We start from the raw sequence: 14,620 nt of genomic DNA on the forward strand, positions 1-14,620 counted from the left end.
CGAGCGGACCGCAGCGGGAGGCGCAGATGTTCAAGTCGATTCTCGTGCCAATCGATCTGGCCGACACCGACCTGGCCAAGCCCGCAATCGCCACCGCCGCCACGCTGTCGAAGACCTGGAGCGGCTCGGTACGCCTGCTCAACGTGCTACCGATGACGCCGGCGATGCTGGCGGAATACGTGCCGGCCGATTTCGACGCCCAGCAGCGCGCAACGTCGGAGGAAGCGCTCGCGATCGTGGCGAACGAATCCGGCATCGAGGCGTCGCGTATCTCCACCGCGGTCCGGAAGGGCGGCATCTACCACGAGATCCTCGAAGAGGCGGCAGCGATCAAGGCTGACCTGATCGTGATGACCTCGCACCGGCCGGCGATGCGGACCTATTTCCTCGGCTCCAACGCCGGTCATGTGGTGCGCTATGCCAAGTGCTCGGTGCTGGTGGTCCGGCACTAGGCCGTCTGATCACAGCGGGATTCTGGCCGCCTCTCCACTCGTGCAGGGCCAGCGCGAGAAGAGAATTCAGCGCGAGGACGCTTCCAAGCCCGATGGCCGGGTCGCTGTTGCGGATCGCCGAGAGCGAGGCGCCACATGCCGCCCCTGCCATTTGGAAGAAGCCGAACAAGGCTGCCGCCAGGCCGGCATTGTTACCGAATGGCGACAGCGCGGCCGCGCTCGACAGCGGGCTCGGAGACGGCCGCTGCCTTTCGTTCTATTCTGGGTAGTGGGATATTTTAGCCACGCAGGCGCTTCGCATTGAACGCTGCTGGCAGGCGTCGCGCGCCTCAACAGAGCGGCCGGCGTAATTCGGCCCGATCGATTGACCGGGCCGTAGGCATTGCAGGTCATGGAGCCGAACGCGCCTCACATCATCCGCCCGTACATCGGATCAATCACGCCGCGCACGGCCGACGCTATCTGGCTGCGCTCGACACCGATATCGCGAAGCGCGCGATCATCCAGCTCACTGAGCGTTTTGATGGCCTCGCGGTGCGCAAAATGAGTAACGATGGCGTTCACCCAACGTCCGAGCAGGCCGAAAAATCCGACCGGGCCCTTCCGGGAAGCAGGCTGACCTGCCGTCTGGGATATCGTCGTCATCGTTCTTCTCCTTGCTTTCACGCGGCAAATCGCTGCCGCTGGCCCAAACGCTCCGAGCGCCTGCACCCGCCAATGGTCTGATTGCTTGCACCCCCCTCAGTGCAATCACAGGCTTGATGCGTTCAAAATGATCCGATACATTTCTCGGTGCAAGGAAAACATTGCTCTCGGTGCAATAATGTCGAAGTTCGAGTATTTGAAGCTTGCCGATACCGTCGCCGCCGAGATCGCCAGTGGCGCGCTCAAGCCCGGCGATCGCCTGCCGCCGCAGCGCAGCTTCGCCTATCAGCGCAAGATCGCGGTCTCGACTGCGAGCCGCGTCTATACCGAGCTGCTGCGCCGCGGCCTCGTGGTCGGCGAAGTCGGGCGCGGCACGTTCGTTTCGGGCGAGACCCGGCGCGGCATCTCCATGCCGGCCGAGCCGCGCGGCGCGCGTATCGATCTGGAAGTGAACTACCCGATATTGCCGACACAATCGGCGATGATCGCAAGAAGCCTTGCAGGGCTCGAGCGCCCCGAGGTGCTTGATCTCGCCTTGCGGCACTCGACCACAACGGGCACGCAGGCGGCGCGGACCATTTCCGCCGAGTTTCTCTCCCGCGAAGACTGGTCTCCGGCCCCCGATCAACTCGTCTTCACCGCGAACGGCCGGCAATGCATCGCGGCGGCGCTTGCGGCCGTGGTGCCGAGCGGCGGCCGCTGCGGCGTCGAGGCGCTGACCTATCCCTTCATCAAGGACATCGCCGCGCGGCTCGGTGTCACACTAGTACCGCTTTCGATGGACGAGAACGGAGTCCGCCCCGACGCGCTGCAGAAGGCTCACCGCGAGGCTCATTTGTCGGCGCTGTACATCCAGCCGACCATTCAAAACCCGCTCGGCATGACCATGCCGCAGGCGCGCCGGGCGGAGTTGCTGCGCGTCATCGAGAAGCTCGGCCTCATCGTGATCGAGGATACGGTGTACGGCTTTCTCGACGAAGAAACTCCGATGGCCGCGCTTGCGCCCGATAGCTGTATCACCCTCGACAGCCTGTCGAAGAAGGTGGCGCCCGGCCTTGCGCTCGGCTTCATCGTATCGCCGCCGCGCTTGCGCGAGCGCGTCATGGCCGCGGTCAGATCAGGCGGATGGACGGCTTCCGGATTTGCGTTTGCCGCCGGACAGCGGCTGATGGCGGACGGCACGGTCGCCGAGCTATCGCGCCTGAAACGGATCGACGCGGCGCGGCGCCAGCAGATGGCGGCCAAATATCTCGCCGGCTTCGAGGTTCAGGCGAACGTCAAATCCTACCATCTTTGGCTTACCCTGCCCCCGCATTGGCGCTCGCAGACATTCGTCGCTGCAGCCGCCCGGCGCGACATCGCGCTGACCCCATCGACCACTTTCGCGGTGATTCCGGGCCATGCCCCCAACGCCGTCCGCCTGGCGCTCGGCGCGCCCAGCACCGAACAGCTCGATCTGGCGTTGCGCACATTGGCGGGAATGCTGACGGCGAAAGAGGACGTTGATACGACCGAGTAGCGCTACCGGCCGCGCGCCGCGTTCGTCGGCCACTCTGCGATAAAGCCCCTCGCCTTGTACGGCTCGATCTTGTCCCATTCATTGAGCATGCGGCGGCTGAATTCGGCATCGGTGTGCCACAGCGTCCGCGGGGTCTCGAAACTATCGACCGTGACCACCATTTTTTCCACTTCCGGCCAGTGCCGGTGCAGCGTCATCGGATAGCGGCGCGCGGTCCAGGTATTGCCGAGACAGATCACGCTGCGGATGTTGGCGAGCCCAAGCGCTTTTTCGATGACGGGCAGCGAGAAGATGACGTTCTCGCCGGTATTCATCGCGCGATCTTCTCGCAAGATAATGTCAGCGGGAACGCCGCGCGCGACCATTGCACCGGCAATGATCTCGCATTCCGACAGATCGGATCCCGGCGTCACACCGCCGCTCACGATGGCCCAGCGAAAATATCCCGCGCGCCACAGCTCGCAGGCTTTATCGACGCGCGCACCAACATCCTCGCGCGTGCCGAACACGAACAGCAGATCAGCCGGCCGTAACGGCATCTCGACCAGATGCTGCGCGTTGATCGCGGCAATTTCGGCCTCGGTCGGCTTTCGTCGGCTTCGATCCGTCACGTCAAACCTGTCCGAATCCAGAAGACACACCGCCGTGATGCCGCGCGCCCTGCGCACGGCGGAGTCACATTTCATTTCATCTGATTGCGTGGCGGCGGCGGCAGCAAAGTCTGCGGCAGCTCATCGAAAGTGTAGAGCTGCGGCTTGTTGCGCCAAATGAAGCCGCCCATCTGCCATCCGGCCAAGGCGGCAAACCCGAGCAGAAACAGGGCTCCCGCGAATTCACCCGTGGCGACCGCGCGTGCAAGCAACGCGGCGACGGCAATCGCGACCAGCGCCAATAGCAGGCAGCCGCCGGCATAGGCGATCGGCCCGATGCCGCCGACCAGCGCGACGGGACCTCCTGCCGCCTTCAAACGCCGGTGCAGTTGCTCAATGAAGGCGCGATACTCCCGGTCCTGCGGCACCATCAGCGCAACGGTCTGCCAGCTCGTCGAAAAAATCGCGAGGCGCTGACCGCTATTGTGCTCGATGTCGGCGCGAAAGCGACGCGACTGCATCGATACCGGCCGATAGGACAGACGGACACCGGCGATATCGGCATAGGACCAAATCCCGTACTTTCCCGGGGCCTCCCATGACAAGCCGTGATCGGTCAGTTCGAGCTCGTGCGCCGATCCGATCAGCGACCCCTTATAGGTGTAACGGGTGCTGGAAGACCCCTCGCCTGCCGTCGTCGCCTGTTCCGTTCGTGAGGTGGACAATCCAAAAATCCGTTATCGGTTGGAAGCCGCCTGCTTGCGCGGCGAGCCGCCTTTACCTTACAAGCGGCCCATGGCCGAGACGACTTATTTTCCGCGCCGGCTGATCCTGACTGGCGCGATAGTTTCCGGGGTGCTGCTGGCGCTGGCCGTGCACATGCTTGGCGCGCGCTACGGGCTTGATCTGGGCGGGCTGTGGCGCTCCGACACGAGCGAATTTATGCCTGCGGGCGCGGCGATCGCATGGTGGCTGATCGCGACGATGGGCTTTTCCGGCGGCTATTTCACCGCCAACCTGATGCGCAGCGCGGTTTCGGGCCAAATTCCGCAGCGGATGCGGCAGTTCCTGATCGCGGTCGGCGTGCTGATCCTCGCCGGTGCCGGACAGGCTGCCTCGGCGCCGAGCCCGGTCCCAACCATATCGGGCGTGCTCGCCGGCCTGGCGGCATTGTGCCTCGGTGCCGTGATGGCGTTCTGCGGCGCGCATTTCGCGTTGCGCAAGGCCTGATAAAATCAGGCGATGACCTGCGCCCGCGCGCTCGACAGCATGCTTTCTACCTCGGCGGCGGGACGGGGCGGGCTGAACAGATAGCCTTGTGCCTGGGTGCAGCCTTCCCGACGCAACAAATCGAATTGCGCGTCAGTCTCGACGCCTTCGGCCGTGGTGACGATGCCCAGGCTCTTGCCAAGCCCGGTCACCGCCCGGACGATTGCCATCGAGTCTTCGCGCGTCGCCAGTTCGGTGACGAATGAGCGGTCGATCTTGATCTTGTCGAACGGGAAGCTGCGCAGGTAGCTCAGGGACGAATATCCGGTTCCGAAGTCGTCCAGCGAAATCCGCACCCCGAAGGCACGAAGCTCATGCAGAACCGAAAGCGTCGCCTCACTGTTCTGCAGTAACACCGATTCCGTAATCTCGAGTTCAAGCCGGTGCGCCGGAAGGCCGGAAGCTTTCAGCGCCTGCTTCACCGTCTGCACCAGATTGGGGTTCTTGAACTGCACCGGCGAGAGATTGACAGCGACGCCGACGTCCCGTGGCCACTGCGCCGCATCGATGCAGGCCTGGCGCAACACCCACTCGCCGATCGGCACAATCAGGCCGGTTTCCTCCGCCAGCGGAATGAAGTTGGCCGGAGAGATCATGCCGCGTAGCGAATGATTCCACCGCGCCAGGGCTTCGAACGCAACGACGACATCCTTGGCGACATCGCGGATCGGCTGGTAGTAGACCTCGAATTCAGCGCGCTGCAACGCGGCGCGCAAGTCGAGCTCCAGGAGCCGGCGCGCCTGCGCGCGGGCGTCCATCCCGGCCTCGAAGAAGCGATAGGTGCCGCGGCCGTCCTCCTTGGCGCGATAGAGCGCGAGATCGGCCTTCTTGAGGAGCTCGTCGGGATTCTTGCCGTCCTCCGGCGCCAGCGAAATGCCGATGCTGACGCCGATCACGAGCTGATGACCGGCAACCTCGTAAGCCGCGGAAACCTTCTCGACCACATGGCTGGCGAGCAACGCCACGGCGGACGGATCGCAATCGCTGCAGAACTGCACGATCGCGAATTCGTCCCCGCCGAGCCGCGCCACCGTGTCGTGCTCGGTGACACATTCGCCGAGGCGGCGGGCGACCTCTTTCAGAAGGGCGTCGCCGACCGGATGACCGAGCGAATCATTGATGTCCTTGAAATGGTCGAGGTCCAGGCAGAGCACCGCGAGCTGGTCGCTGCGCTTGGCAAGCCGCAAGGCCTTTTCGAGCTGCTCGCGGAACAGCGTGCGGTTCGGCAGATTGGTCAGCGCGTCATGACGCGCCATATGCGAGATCTGCTCCTGGACCTGCTGCCATTCGGTGATGTCCTCGAAGGTTGCCACCCAGCCGCCGCCCTTCATGGGCTGATCGACGACGCGGATCGCACGTCCGTTGCGGCTCACCGTTCGCGTCACGCTGTCGCCGGCCTTGGCTGCGGCGATCACGCTGGCGACGAACTGATCGGGGTCGCCGTCCCAACGATCGAGCGCCTTCTGCTGCCGGAGCACGTCGAGCAGCAGGCGGCCCTGCAGCGTCATGCCGGTGCGTCCCATCATTTCGGCATAGCGTTCATTGTTCAGCAGGATGCGCCCATCCGCGTCGAACATGCACAGTCCCTGTGACATGTTGTCGAGCGCGGTATCGAGCAGGACTTTCTGACTATGGAGTTCGCCTTTCGCGCGGCGGTCGATCATGGCCGCGAGCAGCGAGAGACCGAGAATGGCGAAGGCCGCGATCGCCGTCAGGAACGAAAGCGCGGTCGGAGAAATCGATAAACTGTCGCTGCCGAGGGTCGGATCGGGAATGAGCGTGACGGCGCCCATCGCCGTGAAATGATGCGAAACGATGGCAACCGTCAGCAGCCCGGTAGCGACCAGGGTATGGAGGGGATTGTCGCGGCGCGCGGCGACAAGCAGCGAAATCGCCGCAAACAGGCTGCCAAACACGATCGAGGCAACAACGATGCCGCTCGACCACACGATGAATGCCGGAAGCTCGAGGGCCGCCATGCCGGTATAATGCATCGCTGCGACACCGCCGCCGATGACGGCGCCGCCGAGGGCGACCGCAGACTGGCGCGTGCTCGACAACGCAATGCAGAGGCCTGCGGCAACGATGGTTATCGCGAAGACGAGCGACAGCAAGGTGACGGGTATGCTGTATCCGGCGCTCGCGCCCGGAGCGTAGGCCAGCATCGCGACGAAATGAGTGGCCCAGATCCCGCAGCCTCCGACAGCCGCGTCGAGGGCAATCCAGATCGCGCGCGATCGGCCGCGTGACGCCCTGGCGCGATGAAACAGGCTTATGGCGACGGCGCTGGCGAGCCAGCAGATGGTGCCCGCCAATACGACCAGACGCCAGTCGTGCTCAGTGGTGAGGCAAGTTAGGACGCGGTACATTACAGACCCCCATTGGCCTGTAACAGCATTCCCATTGGTATATTTGGCGTAACCTCCGCTACGCAGTTGCGAGAATGATGAACAAAGGTTGAAGTCGAACCGATCGGTCGGCGTAGGCGCGAATTAACCAAAGCGAGGCGCGACTTTTCGCGCCGAACGTCGGGCCGGCGCAAAAACGCCGCCCGGTGGGCCCGGCGCGGCGTTTTGCCTCAATTGTTGAAAACGTCAGCTTGCGGCCCGCAGGTTGACCTTGCCTTCCGCAAGCGAGGTCAGCTTCTTGTCGACAATCTTTTCCTCATCCAGCGTCTTCTGCAGGATGCTGGCGCAATCGTTGCGTCCGAGCTGCCGCGCCCACGCGATCAGGCTGCCGTAGCGGCTAATTTCATAGTGCTCGGCAGCCTGGGCAGCGTTGATCAGGGCCGCGTCCAGCACGTTCTTGTCCTCGACCTCGCCTGCGACTTCGTCGGCTTCCTCGATGATGCCGTCGATCGCCGGGCAATCGACCGCCTTCGCCGTGGCGCCGTGCATGCGGAAGACCTCTTCGAGGCGCTGCACATGCGTCTTGGTTTCGTCGAGATGGCTCAAGAAGCCCTGTTTGAGCTGCTTGTCAGTAGCCTTTTCCGCCATTTTTGGCAGCGCTTTCACGAGTTGCTTCTCCGCATAGTAGATATCCTGCAATTGATGGATGAACAGGTCATTCATCGTCTTGATGTCTTTGGTGAAGAGTCCCATTGCGCTCCTCCTTCGTTTGGCAACGTGCGAGCGGAGGCCTTTTCCGGCCGGATGCGCGCACTTCATGTTCGATGCTGACGGGAAGCTAACCAGCCGGCAAAAAGGATGTTCCTGATGTTCCTGAAGGCCTCAAAAACGCCGCGATGGAACGGCGGAACGATCGCAAAAAGCGCTCACGGAACGGACCCCTTCGCGACTCAAAATCGTTAACGTGGCGACATATGTAGGGCGTATGACGAAGGCGGCCAACGAAGCCAAAAGCCATGCTTGTCAAGGGCTGCACAACGGCCCGGTTTTGGCTTATGGGTTTCGCGCACGGTGCTTCTAACCGTCGACTGTCACCTGTCGTGACAGGTCCCATCTTTACGTATTGCCGCCCCGCCGGGAGGATGAATGCATCGGCTGCTGACCGCGCTCGGGCGCGGCTTCAAGGAGAAGATCGGCTGGAAACGGCTAGGAATCGCTGCGAGTCTCCTGATCATAGCTCTTGCGATCACCCATCTGCTTCGCACCCTTAAGGGCGTCGATACCGGCGTTATTCTGACTGCGCTGACCGAAATCGCGCCGCATCGGATCGCGCTGGCAGCGCTATGCGTGGTGGGCGCATTTTGCACGCTGACCTTCTACGATTTCTTCGCATTGCGAACGATTGGCAAGAACCACGTGCCCTATCGCATCGCTGCAATGTCGAGCTTCACCAGCTACACGATCGGCCACAATATCGGCGCCACTGTCTTTACCGGCGGCGCGATCCGGTTCCGGATCTATTCCGACTACGGCCTGACCGCGATCGACGTCGCAAAAATCTGCTTTCTTTCGGGTCTCACATTCTGGCTCGGCAACCTGTTCGTGCTCGGCATGGGCATGGCCTGGCATCCCGAAGCAGCATCGGCCATGGACCTGCTGCCGCCGGCCATGAATCGCTTGATTGCGATCGGCTGCCTTGCCGGCATCGTCGCCTATTTCGTCTGGTTGCTGATGGGCAAGGGTCGCCGCGAACTTGGCCAAAACGGCTGGAAGGTGGTGTTGCCGTCCGCCCGGCTGACGCTGCTGCAAGTCCTGATCGGCGTCGTCGACCTGGGCTTCTGCGCCCTGGCGATGTATCTGCTGATGCCGATGACGCCGTATATCGACTTCGTTTCGCTGGCGGTGGTCTTCATCCTCGCAACGTTGCTCGGCTTTGCCAGCCATGCGCCCGGCAGCATCGGTGTGTTCGATGCCGCGATGCTGGTGGCGCTGCCGCAGTTCGGCCGGGAAGAGTTGCTGGCGACGCTGGTGGTGTTCCGGATCCTGTACTTCCTGATCCCCTTCGGCATCTCGATCTGGATCATGGGCACGCGCGAACTCTGGCTTAGCGTGTTGCAACCCTGGCTGGAACGGCGCCGGCTCGGCGAAGCCTGCACGGCCAAGGCCCGGGTACGACCACCGATCAACGGCCGGCAATCCTGAGGCCGGTAACGGCGTCGTTATCTGCAACGTCTGGTCTTTTGAGGCAGAGCTGCCCCATTCTCTTATTTCTGCCTTACCGCTAACGTCAAACGACGCCATGGCTGGAATTTTCTTACGTTCGATGATGTCGGCCGCGCTTATTGCCGGCGCGCTGCTCGGCATGTTCACGTCCGCTGCGCAGGCCCAGGGCACCGGCGGCTATAGACCGCTGCAGATTTCCTGGGAAGTGCGCAATCGCTTCCGCTTGTTCCGCGAGGAACGGGATTTTCTGCTGCACGCTGAGACCGGGCGCGGCCGCAGCGTATTGGCCGCAGAACAGGCGCTGGCGATACAAAGCGACGGCCGCGGCTGGGCGCGCAACACCGTCAACCGGCTCTGCATCGACCTAGCCGGCCGGGTCAGCGAGCCCTGCACGCGCGACAACGTCAAGGAAAGCTATCTGACGCCGATCGATCATCCGGTCGTGATCCGTCTGACCGGCCCGGTGCCGGTCGGCGCGACCTGCGCCTGGACGGTCGACGACGGCGATGGTCCGCAAACTTCAACCTTCGATTGCGCCGAACCGGTCAATCTTCGGGTCCGCTACGGCCGCACTACGGTCGTGACCGCCGACATATCCAGTTCAGAGGGCAGTCAGCGCGCCTTCACCGAGATTGCGGTGCGCGACATCTTCATCGCGGGCCTCGGCGACAGCATCGCGTCCGGCGAAGGAAATCCGGACCGCCCGGTTGCGCTCGCCGATGAAGGCTTCTGTTTCCGCTCCTATCTCGGAACGGCGGCCGCGCAATATTACCGGCCGAGTCGCGCGGGCTATAAAGGTGGGCGCGCATGCGAGGCGCCCGATTCCCTCTCCGTCTGGCAGCGGCAGAGCGCGCTGTGGTTCAATCCTGCCTGCCACCGTTCACTCTACAGCTATCAGACGCGAACTGCATTGGCGCTCGCCATCCGATATCCGCACATCGCGGTGACCTATCTGCCGCTGGCCTGCACCGGCGCCACCATTGCCGATGGCCTGTTCGGCTCGCAGCGCGCCCGCGACTGTCTGCCGTCGAAATCGGGTGGCGCGTGCCAAGGCAGCGTGAACGGGCAACTGGCCGAACTGCGGGACGCCCTCGCCGCCGCAAAACGCCGCCAGTCGGATCGCCAGCTTGATCTGGTGCTGCTGTCGATCGGCGCCAACGACATCTATTTTTCCGGCCTTGTTGCCGACGTCATCGTGGACACGGCGACCGAGCGCGTACTGTTTCGGCGCAGCGGCGTGATGGCATCGGTGGATGACGCACGCAGCGCGATGACGCGGGACCTTCCGCAAGGCTTTGCCAAGCTGCGCGAGGCGCTGAAGCCGCTGCTCGGCGGCGACCTGTCGCGGGTCGTCTACACCGCCTACGCCAATCCGACGCTGTCGAATGGCGGCGCCCCCTGCCCCGGCGGACGCGCCGGCTTTGACATTCATCCCTCCTTCAACGCCCAGCCGCAGCGGCTGGCCACGGTATCCAATTTTGTTGAAAACGAATTCCTGCCGCAGTTGAGAGCGTTGGCGCTGTGCGAGGGCGGCATCCTGTGCCGCAACCCGCCCGCCGACCGCATGACCTTCGTTGACAGCCATCAGGCCAGCTTTGCCAGCCATGGCTTCTGCGCGCGCTCCGAAAGCGATCCCGAGTTCGACCGCCAGTGCTTCTCGGCGACCGGCGACAGCTTCGATCCCGATATCGTGACGGCCGCCAACCAGCCGATGCTGTGCGGCCGCAGCGCCGGCGAATACCGCGCCTATCTGCCCCGCGCGCGCTGGATCCGCGATGCCAATGACAGCTACTTCGCGGCGATGACCTACCCGCAAGGCTTGCCGGCGTCGCAACAGCCATCCGATATCCATGACGCAACCTGGGGCGTTTTGTCGGCGGTTTATGGTGGCGCAGTGCATCCAAGCGCCGAGGGTCACGCCGCAATGGCAGATGCCGCAGTGCCGGCCGCCGCAGCGGTGCTGCAACTCGATGCGGCGGTGCCTGAAGTCACCTCGCAACCGATGCAACCGCTACCACCGGCACCGGAGGCGCCACGGCCGCCGGGCAGAGCCGGCAGACTTTGACTAGCGCGCTGGGGCGGTTGTTCCGGGGACGGTGGTTGTCTTCTTCGGCGCGGCGGGTGCCTTCGCCGGAGCCGCGGGTTGCTTTGTGACCGCGGCATGCGCCGGCAGATATTTTGCGATGACAGCGGGATCGACCTGCGCCAACGCCGTGTCGGGCAGACGCGTCCAGACCTCATCCTTGCCGAACAGCGAGATGCCGAGATAGCCGCGCATCGTCAGCGTCTGGCCGTCGGGGCTGAGCGTCATCTTGGCCTTGTAGATCTTGCCGTCGCGCGGATCGAGCACGTTGCCGTTCTCATACTTCAGTCCCTCGCGCTTCATGTCCCGGATAAAGGAGAGCCCGAGCCACGGTGCATCCTTCCGATCGTCGGTGCATTTCGAGCAGATCGGATTGGGAGGATCGCCGGGTTCGGAAAAGAGCTTGGCGAACGCGCCTTCGTAGGTGCCGTTGCGATCGACCACCAGGAACCATCCGACCGGCTTGCCCTTCTCGACCTTCTCCCACAGCCCGGCCGCGGAAGGTTCCGCCGGCTGCGCGGTGAGTTCACCGGCAAATGCGAGGCCAATCACGATCGGGAGTATCAGTTGAAATCCGGCCAACTTGCGCATCGTCGTCACCTGATCAATTCCCAAAATGAATGGCCGTAGACTAAGGCCATTTCGCGGACGGTGCCAGTGACGATCGTCGCCCCCGGCGCGCGCCGAACCACCATCTTTTGGGATTCAGTTGACCCCGAGCTTCTTCTGCAGGCTCGACGACGAGGTGGTGTACTGGAACACCAGCCGCTTGTCCGGATACACGTAGCGGTGCGCCTTCTGTGCCATCAGCGCGCCCTCGTGGAATCCGGACAGGATCAGCTTGAGCTTTCCCGGATAGGTATTGATGTCGCCGATCGCGAAGATGCCGGGAATGTTGGTCTCGAACGCCGCGGTATCGACCGGCACCAGATTGTTCTCGAGCGCGACACCCCAGTTCGCCACCGGACCGAGCTTCATGGTCAGCCCGAAGAACGGCAGCATCGTATCGCATTCGATCTTCGAGATCGCGTTGTCGTTGCCTTTCATCGTGGCTGCCGAAAGCCTGCCGCCCTCGCCTTCGAGCGCGGTGACCTGACCGATCTTGAGGTCCATCTTTCCGGCAGCCACCAGCGCACGCATCTGCTCGACGCTGTGGGGCGCAGCGCGGAATTCGTCGCGCCGGTGCAACAGCGTCACGCGCTTGGCGAGCGGATGCAGATTGAGCGTCCAGTCGAGTGCGGAATCGCCGCCGCCGACGATCAGGATGCTCTTGTCGCGGAACTGCTCCATCTTCCGCACGGCGTAGAAGACCGAAGTGCCTTCATAGGCTTCGATGCCCGGCACCGGCGGGCGCTTCGGCTGGAACGAGCCGCCGCCCGCGGAAATCACCACCACCTTGCACTCAAACACCTTGCCGGCATCGGTCGTCACGCGAAAGAGGGGATCGCCGATCTTCTCGATCGTCTCCACCATCTCGTTGAGATGGAAGGTTGGGTGGAACGGCTTGATCTGTTCGAGCAGCGCGTCGGTGAGGCCCTGCCCGGTGACGAAGGGAATGCCGGGAATGTCGTAGATCGGTTTTTCCGGATAGAGCTCGGCGCATTGTCCGCCGATCTTGTCGAGGATGTCGACCAGATGCGTCTTCATGTCCAACAGGCCCAGTTCGAAGACGGCAAACAGGCCGCACGGACCCGCGCCAATAATCAGCACATCGGTTTTGATCGCTTCGCTCATGTCAGCTTCTTTTCGGTTGAACCTGGCGGGAAGGCCGCACCTGTCTAGCCAACGCCGCGGCATCAGGAAAGCCATAATATGGCGTTCGCCATGGCGGCAACCCCTTGCCGTCACTCAACAACTGGGCTGTAAGGAAACGAGATTTTCGGAGATGGCCCCGTGAATGCCCCCTTGCGTCCCGATGCGACCCTGCGTCTGGAAGATTTTCCCTATCGCCTGTCGGACAATGTCAGATTTGCCGACCTCGATCCCAACCAACACGTCAACAATGCGGTTTACGCAACCTATTTCGAAACCGGCCGCGTTACGTTGATGAAGGATCCCGGCTATGGGCTGATGCCCGACGGGTTTGCCTGGATCATGGTCCGGCTCGACATGCATTTCCGCGCCGAATTGCGCTGGCCCGGCACGATCGAATTGGGATTGGGCGTCGTCAAGTTCGGGCGAACTTCCGTCACCTTCGATCAGGTGGTATTCTCCGAAGGCAAATGCGTTGCGTCAGCGCAATCGGTATCGGTGCTGCTCGACGAAGCCACGCGCAAGCCGACAGCATTGACGCCAGAGATCCTCGCAAATTTCCAGCGCTGGATTCGCAGCGGCGCAAACTCTTTATGACGCGCGCAGCGATGTTGGCGACAGATCTTTCCCGAATATCTTTGCGTGAGCTCGCAACGGCCTTCGCCGTCTCGCCAAGGGAAGCCTTCGCGTATCGCGGCGGCCGCCGCTCGGCGCATGAACCGGCGAAGGCTGCCCTCGCCGCCTGCGCGAATACGCACCCGTTTGCGCTATATGCGGTCGACGACCATCTCGCGGAGACCGCGAATGCCGGATCGCGCTGAAGTCATTTGGGACCTCAGGCCTGCCGCTCCGGTGTCGACACCACGAGGCCGTCGAGATCGTCGCTCACCTTGATCTGGCAGGAGAGCCGCGAGTTCGGCCGCACGTCGAAGCCGAAATCCAGCATGTCTTCCTCCATAGGAGTCGGAGAGCCGACTTTCTCACGCCATGCTTCGTCGACATAGACGTGGCAGGTCGCGCACGCGCAGGCGCCACCGCATTCGGCTTCGATGCCCGGAATGGCGTTGCGAATCGCGGCTTCCATCACGGTCGCGCCGTTCTCGACTTCAATGGTTCGTTTTTCGCCCGTGTGGTCGATAAAGTGGATTTTGGCCATGATCGCTCGTGCTGCCGGAATATGTGAGGAGGTCCCGGCAGTCCTATAACGGGTCGATCCGCACAGCGCCAGCGGTCGGGCGAAAACCTGAGGCAGCATTTTACGGGGATTTTGGCCGTTCGGGCCTGCTTTCCGCTCAGGAACGGCGCAAAACTGCCTCGATAGCGGAGCGCGCCTCGGCAACCGCCTCGGCGAGCTCGGCGAGGGCAACGGACGTATCGAAGCCACGGCCGATGACCGTCTCCAGCCGCGTTGCGGCATCGGCAACAGCAAACGCACCGATGGCGCGGGCCGAACCCTTGAGCGTGTGCGCAAGCGCGCTCGCATCCGCAGGCATGGCGGCAAGCGCGTGCACGAGCCTTGCCGATTGGGCCGAGAACATCGTCAACACCTCGTGCTCGATACTGGCATCGCCGAGCGTCATGCGCGTAAGATGGTCGAAATCGATCGGCCCGTGGCCGGGAGCCAGCGGCGGCGATGGCATCCATTGTACCCGTTCAAGATGAAGCGGCATGACCTCTGGCCCGGATCGCCCCGCCGCACCGATTCTCGGCGGGACACTCTGCGTCAGCCAACCACGACA

The 14,620-nt window shown here is 63.1% G+C and carries 15 protein-coding genes; 6 read left to right on the forward strand and 9 right to left on the reverse strand.

What is annotated here, in order from left to right; all coding sequences use genetic code 11:
* The first annotated feature begins 26 nt into the window (after nucleotides 1-26).
* On the forward strand, nucleotides 27-452 hold the full coding sequence (locus HCN50_RS01890) for a universal stress protein (RefSeq protein WP_171707906.1): 426 nt from the start codon (nucleotides 27-29) through the stop codon (nucleotides 450-452).
* Nucleotides 453-860: 408 nt separating this feature from the next.
* On the opposite strand, the gene HCN50_RS01895 is transcribed toward HCN50_RS01890, so the two are convergent.
* On the reverse strand, nucleotides 861-1,097 hold the full coding sequence (locus HCN50_RS01895) for a DUF1127 domain-containing protein (RefSeq protein ID WP_171707907.1): 237 nt from the start codon (nucleotides 1,095-1,097) through the stop codon (nucleotides 861-863).
* A 178-nt stretch (nucleotides 1,098-1,275) separates the two neighbouring features.
* On the opposite strand from HCN50_RS01895, the gene HCN50_RS01900 reads away from it, so the two are divergent.
* A complete protein-coding gene (locus HCN50_RS01900; protein WP_171707908.1) occupies nucleotides 1,276-2,616 on the forward strand; it encodes an aminotransferase-like domain-containing protein in 1,341 nt (446 codons plus the stop codon).
* Nucleotides 2,617-2,618: 2 nt separating this feature from the next.
* Here the strand turns inward: HCN50_RS01900 and HCN50_RS01905 are convergent, their stop codons facing one another.
* Together HCN50_RS01905 and HCN50_RS01910 are read right to left on the reverse strand one after the other, a co-directional pair.
* Complete coding sequence (locus HCN50_RS01905) at nucleotides 2,619-3,227, reverse strand: YdcF family protein (protein ID WP_171707909.1); 609 nt, start codon at nucleotides 3,225-3,227, stop codon at nucleotides 2,619-2,621.
* Between the two features lie 71 nt (nucleotides 3,228-3,298).
* Nucleotides 3,299-3,931, reverse strand: coding sequence for a hypothetical protein (locus HCN50_RS01910; RefSeq protein ID WP_171707910.1), 633 nt, complete (start codon nucleotides 3,929-3,931; stop codon nucleotides 3,299-3,301).
* Nucleotides 3,932-4,001: 70 nt separating this feature from the next.
* Between HCN50_RS01910 and HCN50_RS01915 the strand changes: the two genes are divergently transcribed.
* The gene (locus HCN50_RS01915) at nucleotides 4,002-4,436 is read left to right on the forward strand and encodes a hypothetical protein (RefSeq protein ID WP_171707911.1); all 435 of its coding nucleotides are present in this window, start codon (nucleotides 4,002-4,004) and stop codon (nucleotides 4,434-4,436) included.
* A 5-nt stretch (nucleotides 4,437-4,441) separates the two neighbouring features.
* Here the strand turns inward: HCN50_RS01915 and HCN50_RS01920 are convergent, their stop codons facing one another.
* Both HCN50_RS01920 and HCN50_RS01925 read right to left on the reverse strand, forming a co-directional pair.
* Nucleotides 4,442-6,844: an EAL domain-containing protein gene (locus HCN50_RS01920; RefSeq protein WP_171707912.1), complete on the reverse strand. Its 2,403-nt coding sequence runs from the start codon at nucleotides 6,842-6,844 to the stop codon at nucleotides 4,442-4,444.
* 225 nt (nucleotides 6,845-7,069) lie between these two features.
* Nucleotides 7,070-7,576, reverse strand: coding sequence for a YciE/YciF ferroxidase family protein (locus tag HCN50_RS01925; RefSeq protein WP_171707913.1), 507 nt, complete (start codon nucleotides 7,574-7,576; stop codon nucleotides 7,070-7,072).
* 393 nt (nucleotides 7,577-7,969) lie between these two features.
* Between HCN50_RS01925 and HCN50_RS01930 the strand changes: the two genes are divergently transcribed.
* Nucleotides 7,970-9,025: a lysylphosphatidylglycerol synthase transmembrane domain-containing protein gene (locus tag HCN50_RS01930; protein WP_171707914.1), complete on the forward strand. Its 1,056-nt coding sequence runs from the start codon at nucleotides 7,970-7,972 to the stop codon at nucleotides 9,023-9,025.
* A gap of 97 nt (nucleotides 9,026-9,122) precedes the next feature.
* A complete protein-coding gene (locus HCN50_RS01935) occupies nucleotides 9,123-11,111 on the forward strand; it encodes an SGNH/GDSL hydrolase family protein (RefSeq protein ID WP_171707915.1) in 1,989 nt (662 codons plus the stop codon).
* Here the strand turns inward: HCN50_RS01935 and HCN50_RS01940 are convergent, their stop codons facing one another.
* Together HCN50_RS01940 and HCN50_RS01945 are read right to left on the reverse strand one after the other, a co-directional pair.
* A complete protein-coding gene (locus HCN50_RS01940) occupies nucleotides 11,112-11,720 on the reverse strand; it encodes a DUF2147 domain-containing protein (protein ID WP_171707916.1) in 609 nt (202 codons plus the stop codon).
* A 114-nt stretch (nucleotides 11,721-11,834) separates the two neighbouring features.
* Nucleotides 11,835-12,863, reverse strand: coding sequence for an NAD(P)/FAD-dependent oxidoreductase (locus HCN50_RS01945; RefSeq protein ID WP_171707917.1), 1,029 nt, complete (start codon nucleotides 12,861-12,863; stop codon nucleotides 11,835-11,837).
* Between the two features lie 159 nt (nucleotides 12,864-13,022).
* On the opposite strand from HCN50_RS01945, the gene HCN50_RS01950 reads away from it, so the two are divergent.
* Nucleotides 13,023-13,478 carry an acyl-CoA thioesterase gene (locus HCN50_RS01950; protein WP_171707918.1) on the forward strand — a complete coding sequence of 152 codons (456 nt, stop codon included), beginning with the start codon at nucleotides 13,023-13,025 and terminating at the stop codon, nucleotides 13,476-13,478.
* A gap of 238 nt (nucleotides 13,479-13,716) precedes the next feature.
* Here HCN50_RS01950 and HCN50_RS01955 read toward each other — a convergent pair whose 3' ends face one another.
* Together HCN50_RS01955 and HCN50_RS01960 are read right to left on the reverse strand one after the other, a co-directional pair.
* Nucleotides 13,717-14,037, reverse strand: coding sequence for a 2Fe-2S iron-sulfur cluster-binding protein (locus HCN50_RS01955; protein ID WP_171707919.1), 321 nt, complete (start codon nucleotides 14,035-14,037; stop codon nucleotides 13,717-13,719).
* Nucleotides 14,038-14,173: 136 nt separating this feature from the next.
* On the reverse strand, nucleotides 14,174-14,551 hold the full coding sequence (locus tag HCN50_RS01960; RefSeq protein WP_171707920.1) for an Hpt domain-containing protein: 378 nt from the start codon (nucleotides 14,549-14,551) through the stop codon (nucleotides 14,174-14,176).
* Between the last annotated feature and the right edge of the window lie 69 nt (nucleotides 14,552-14,620).

It is taken from the genome of Bradyrhizobium archetypum (genome assembly GCF_013114835.1).
Taxonomy (GTDB): domain Bacteria; phylum Pseudomonadota; class Alphaproteobacteria; order Rhizobiales; family Xanthobacteraceae; genus Bradyrhizobium; species Bradyrhizobium archetypum.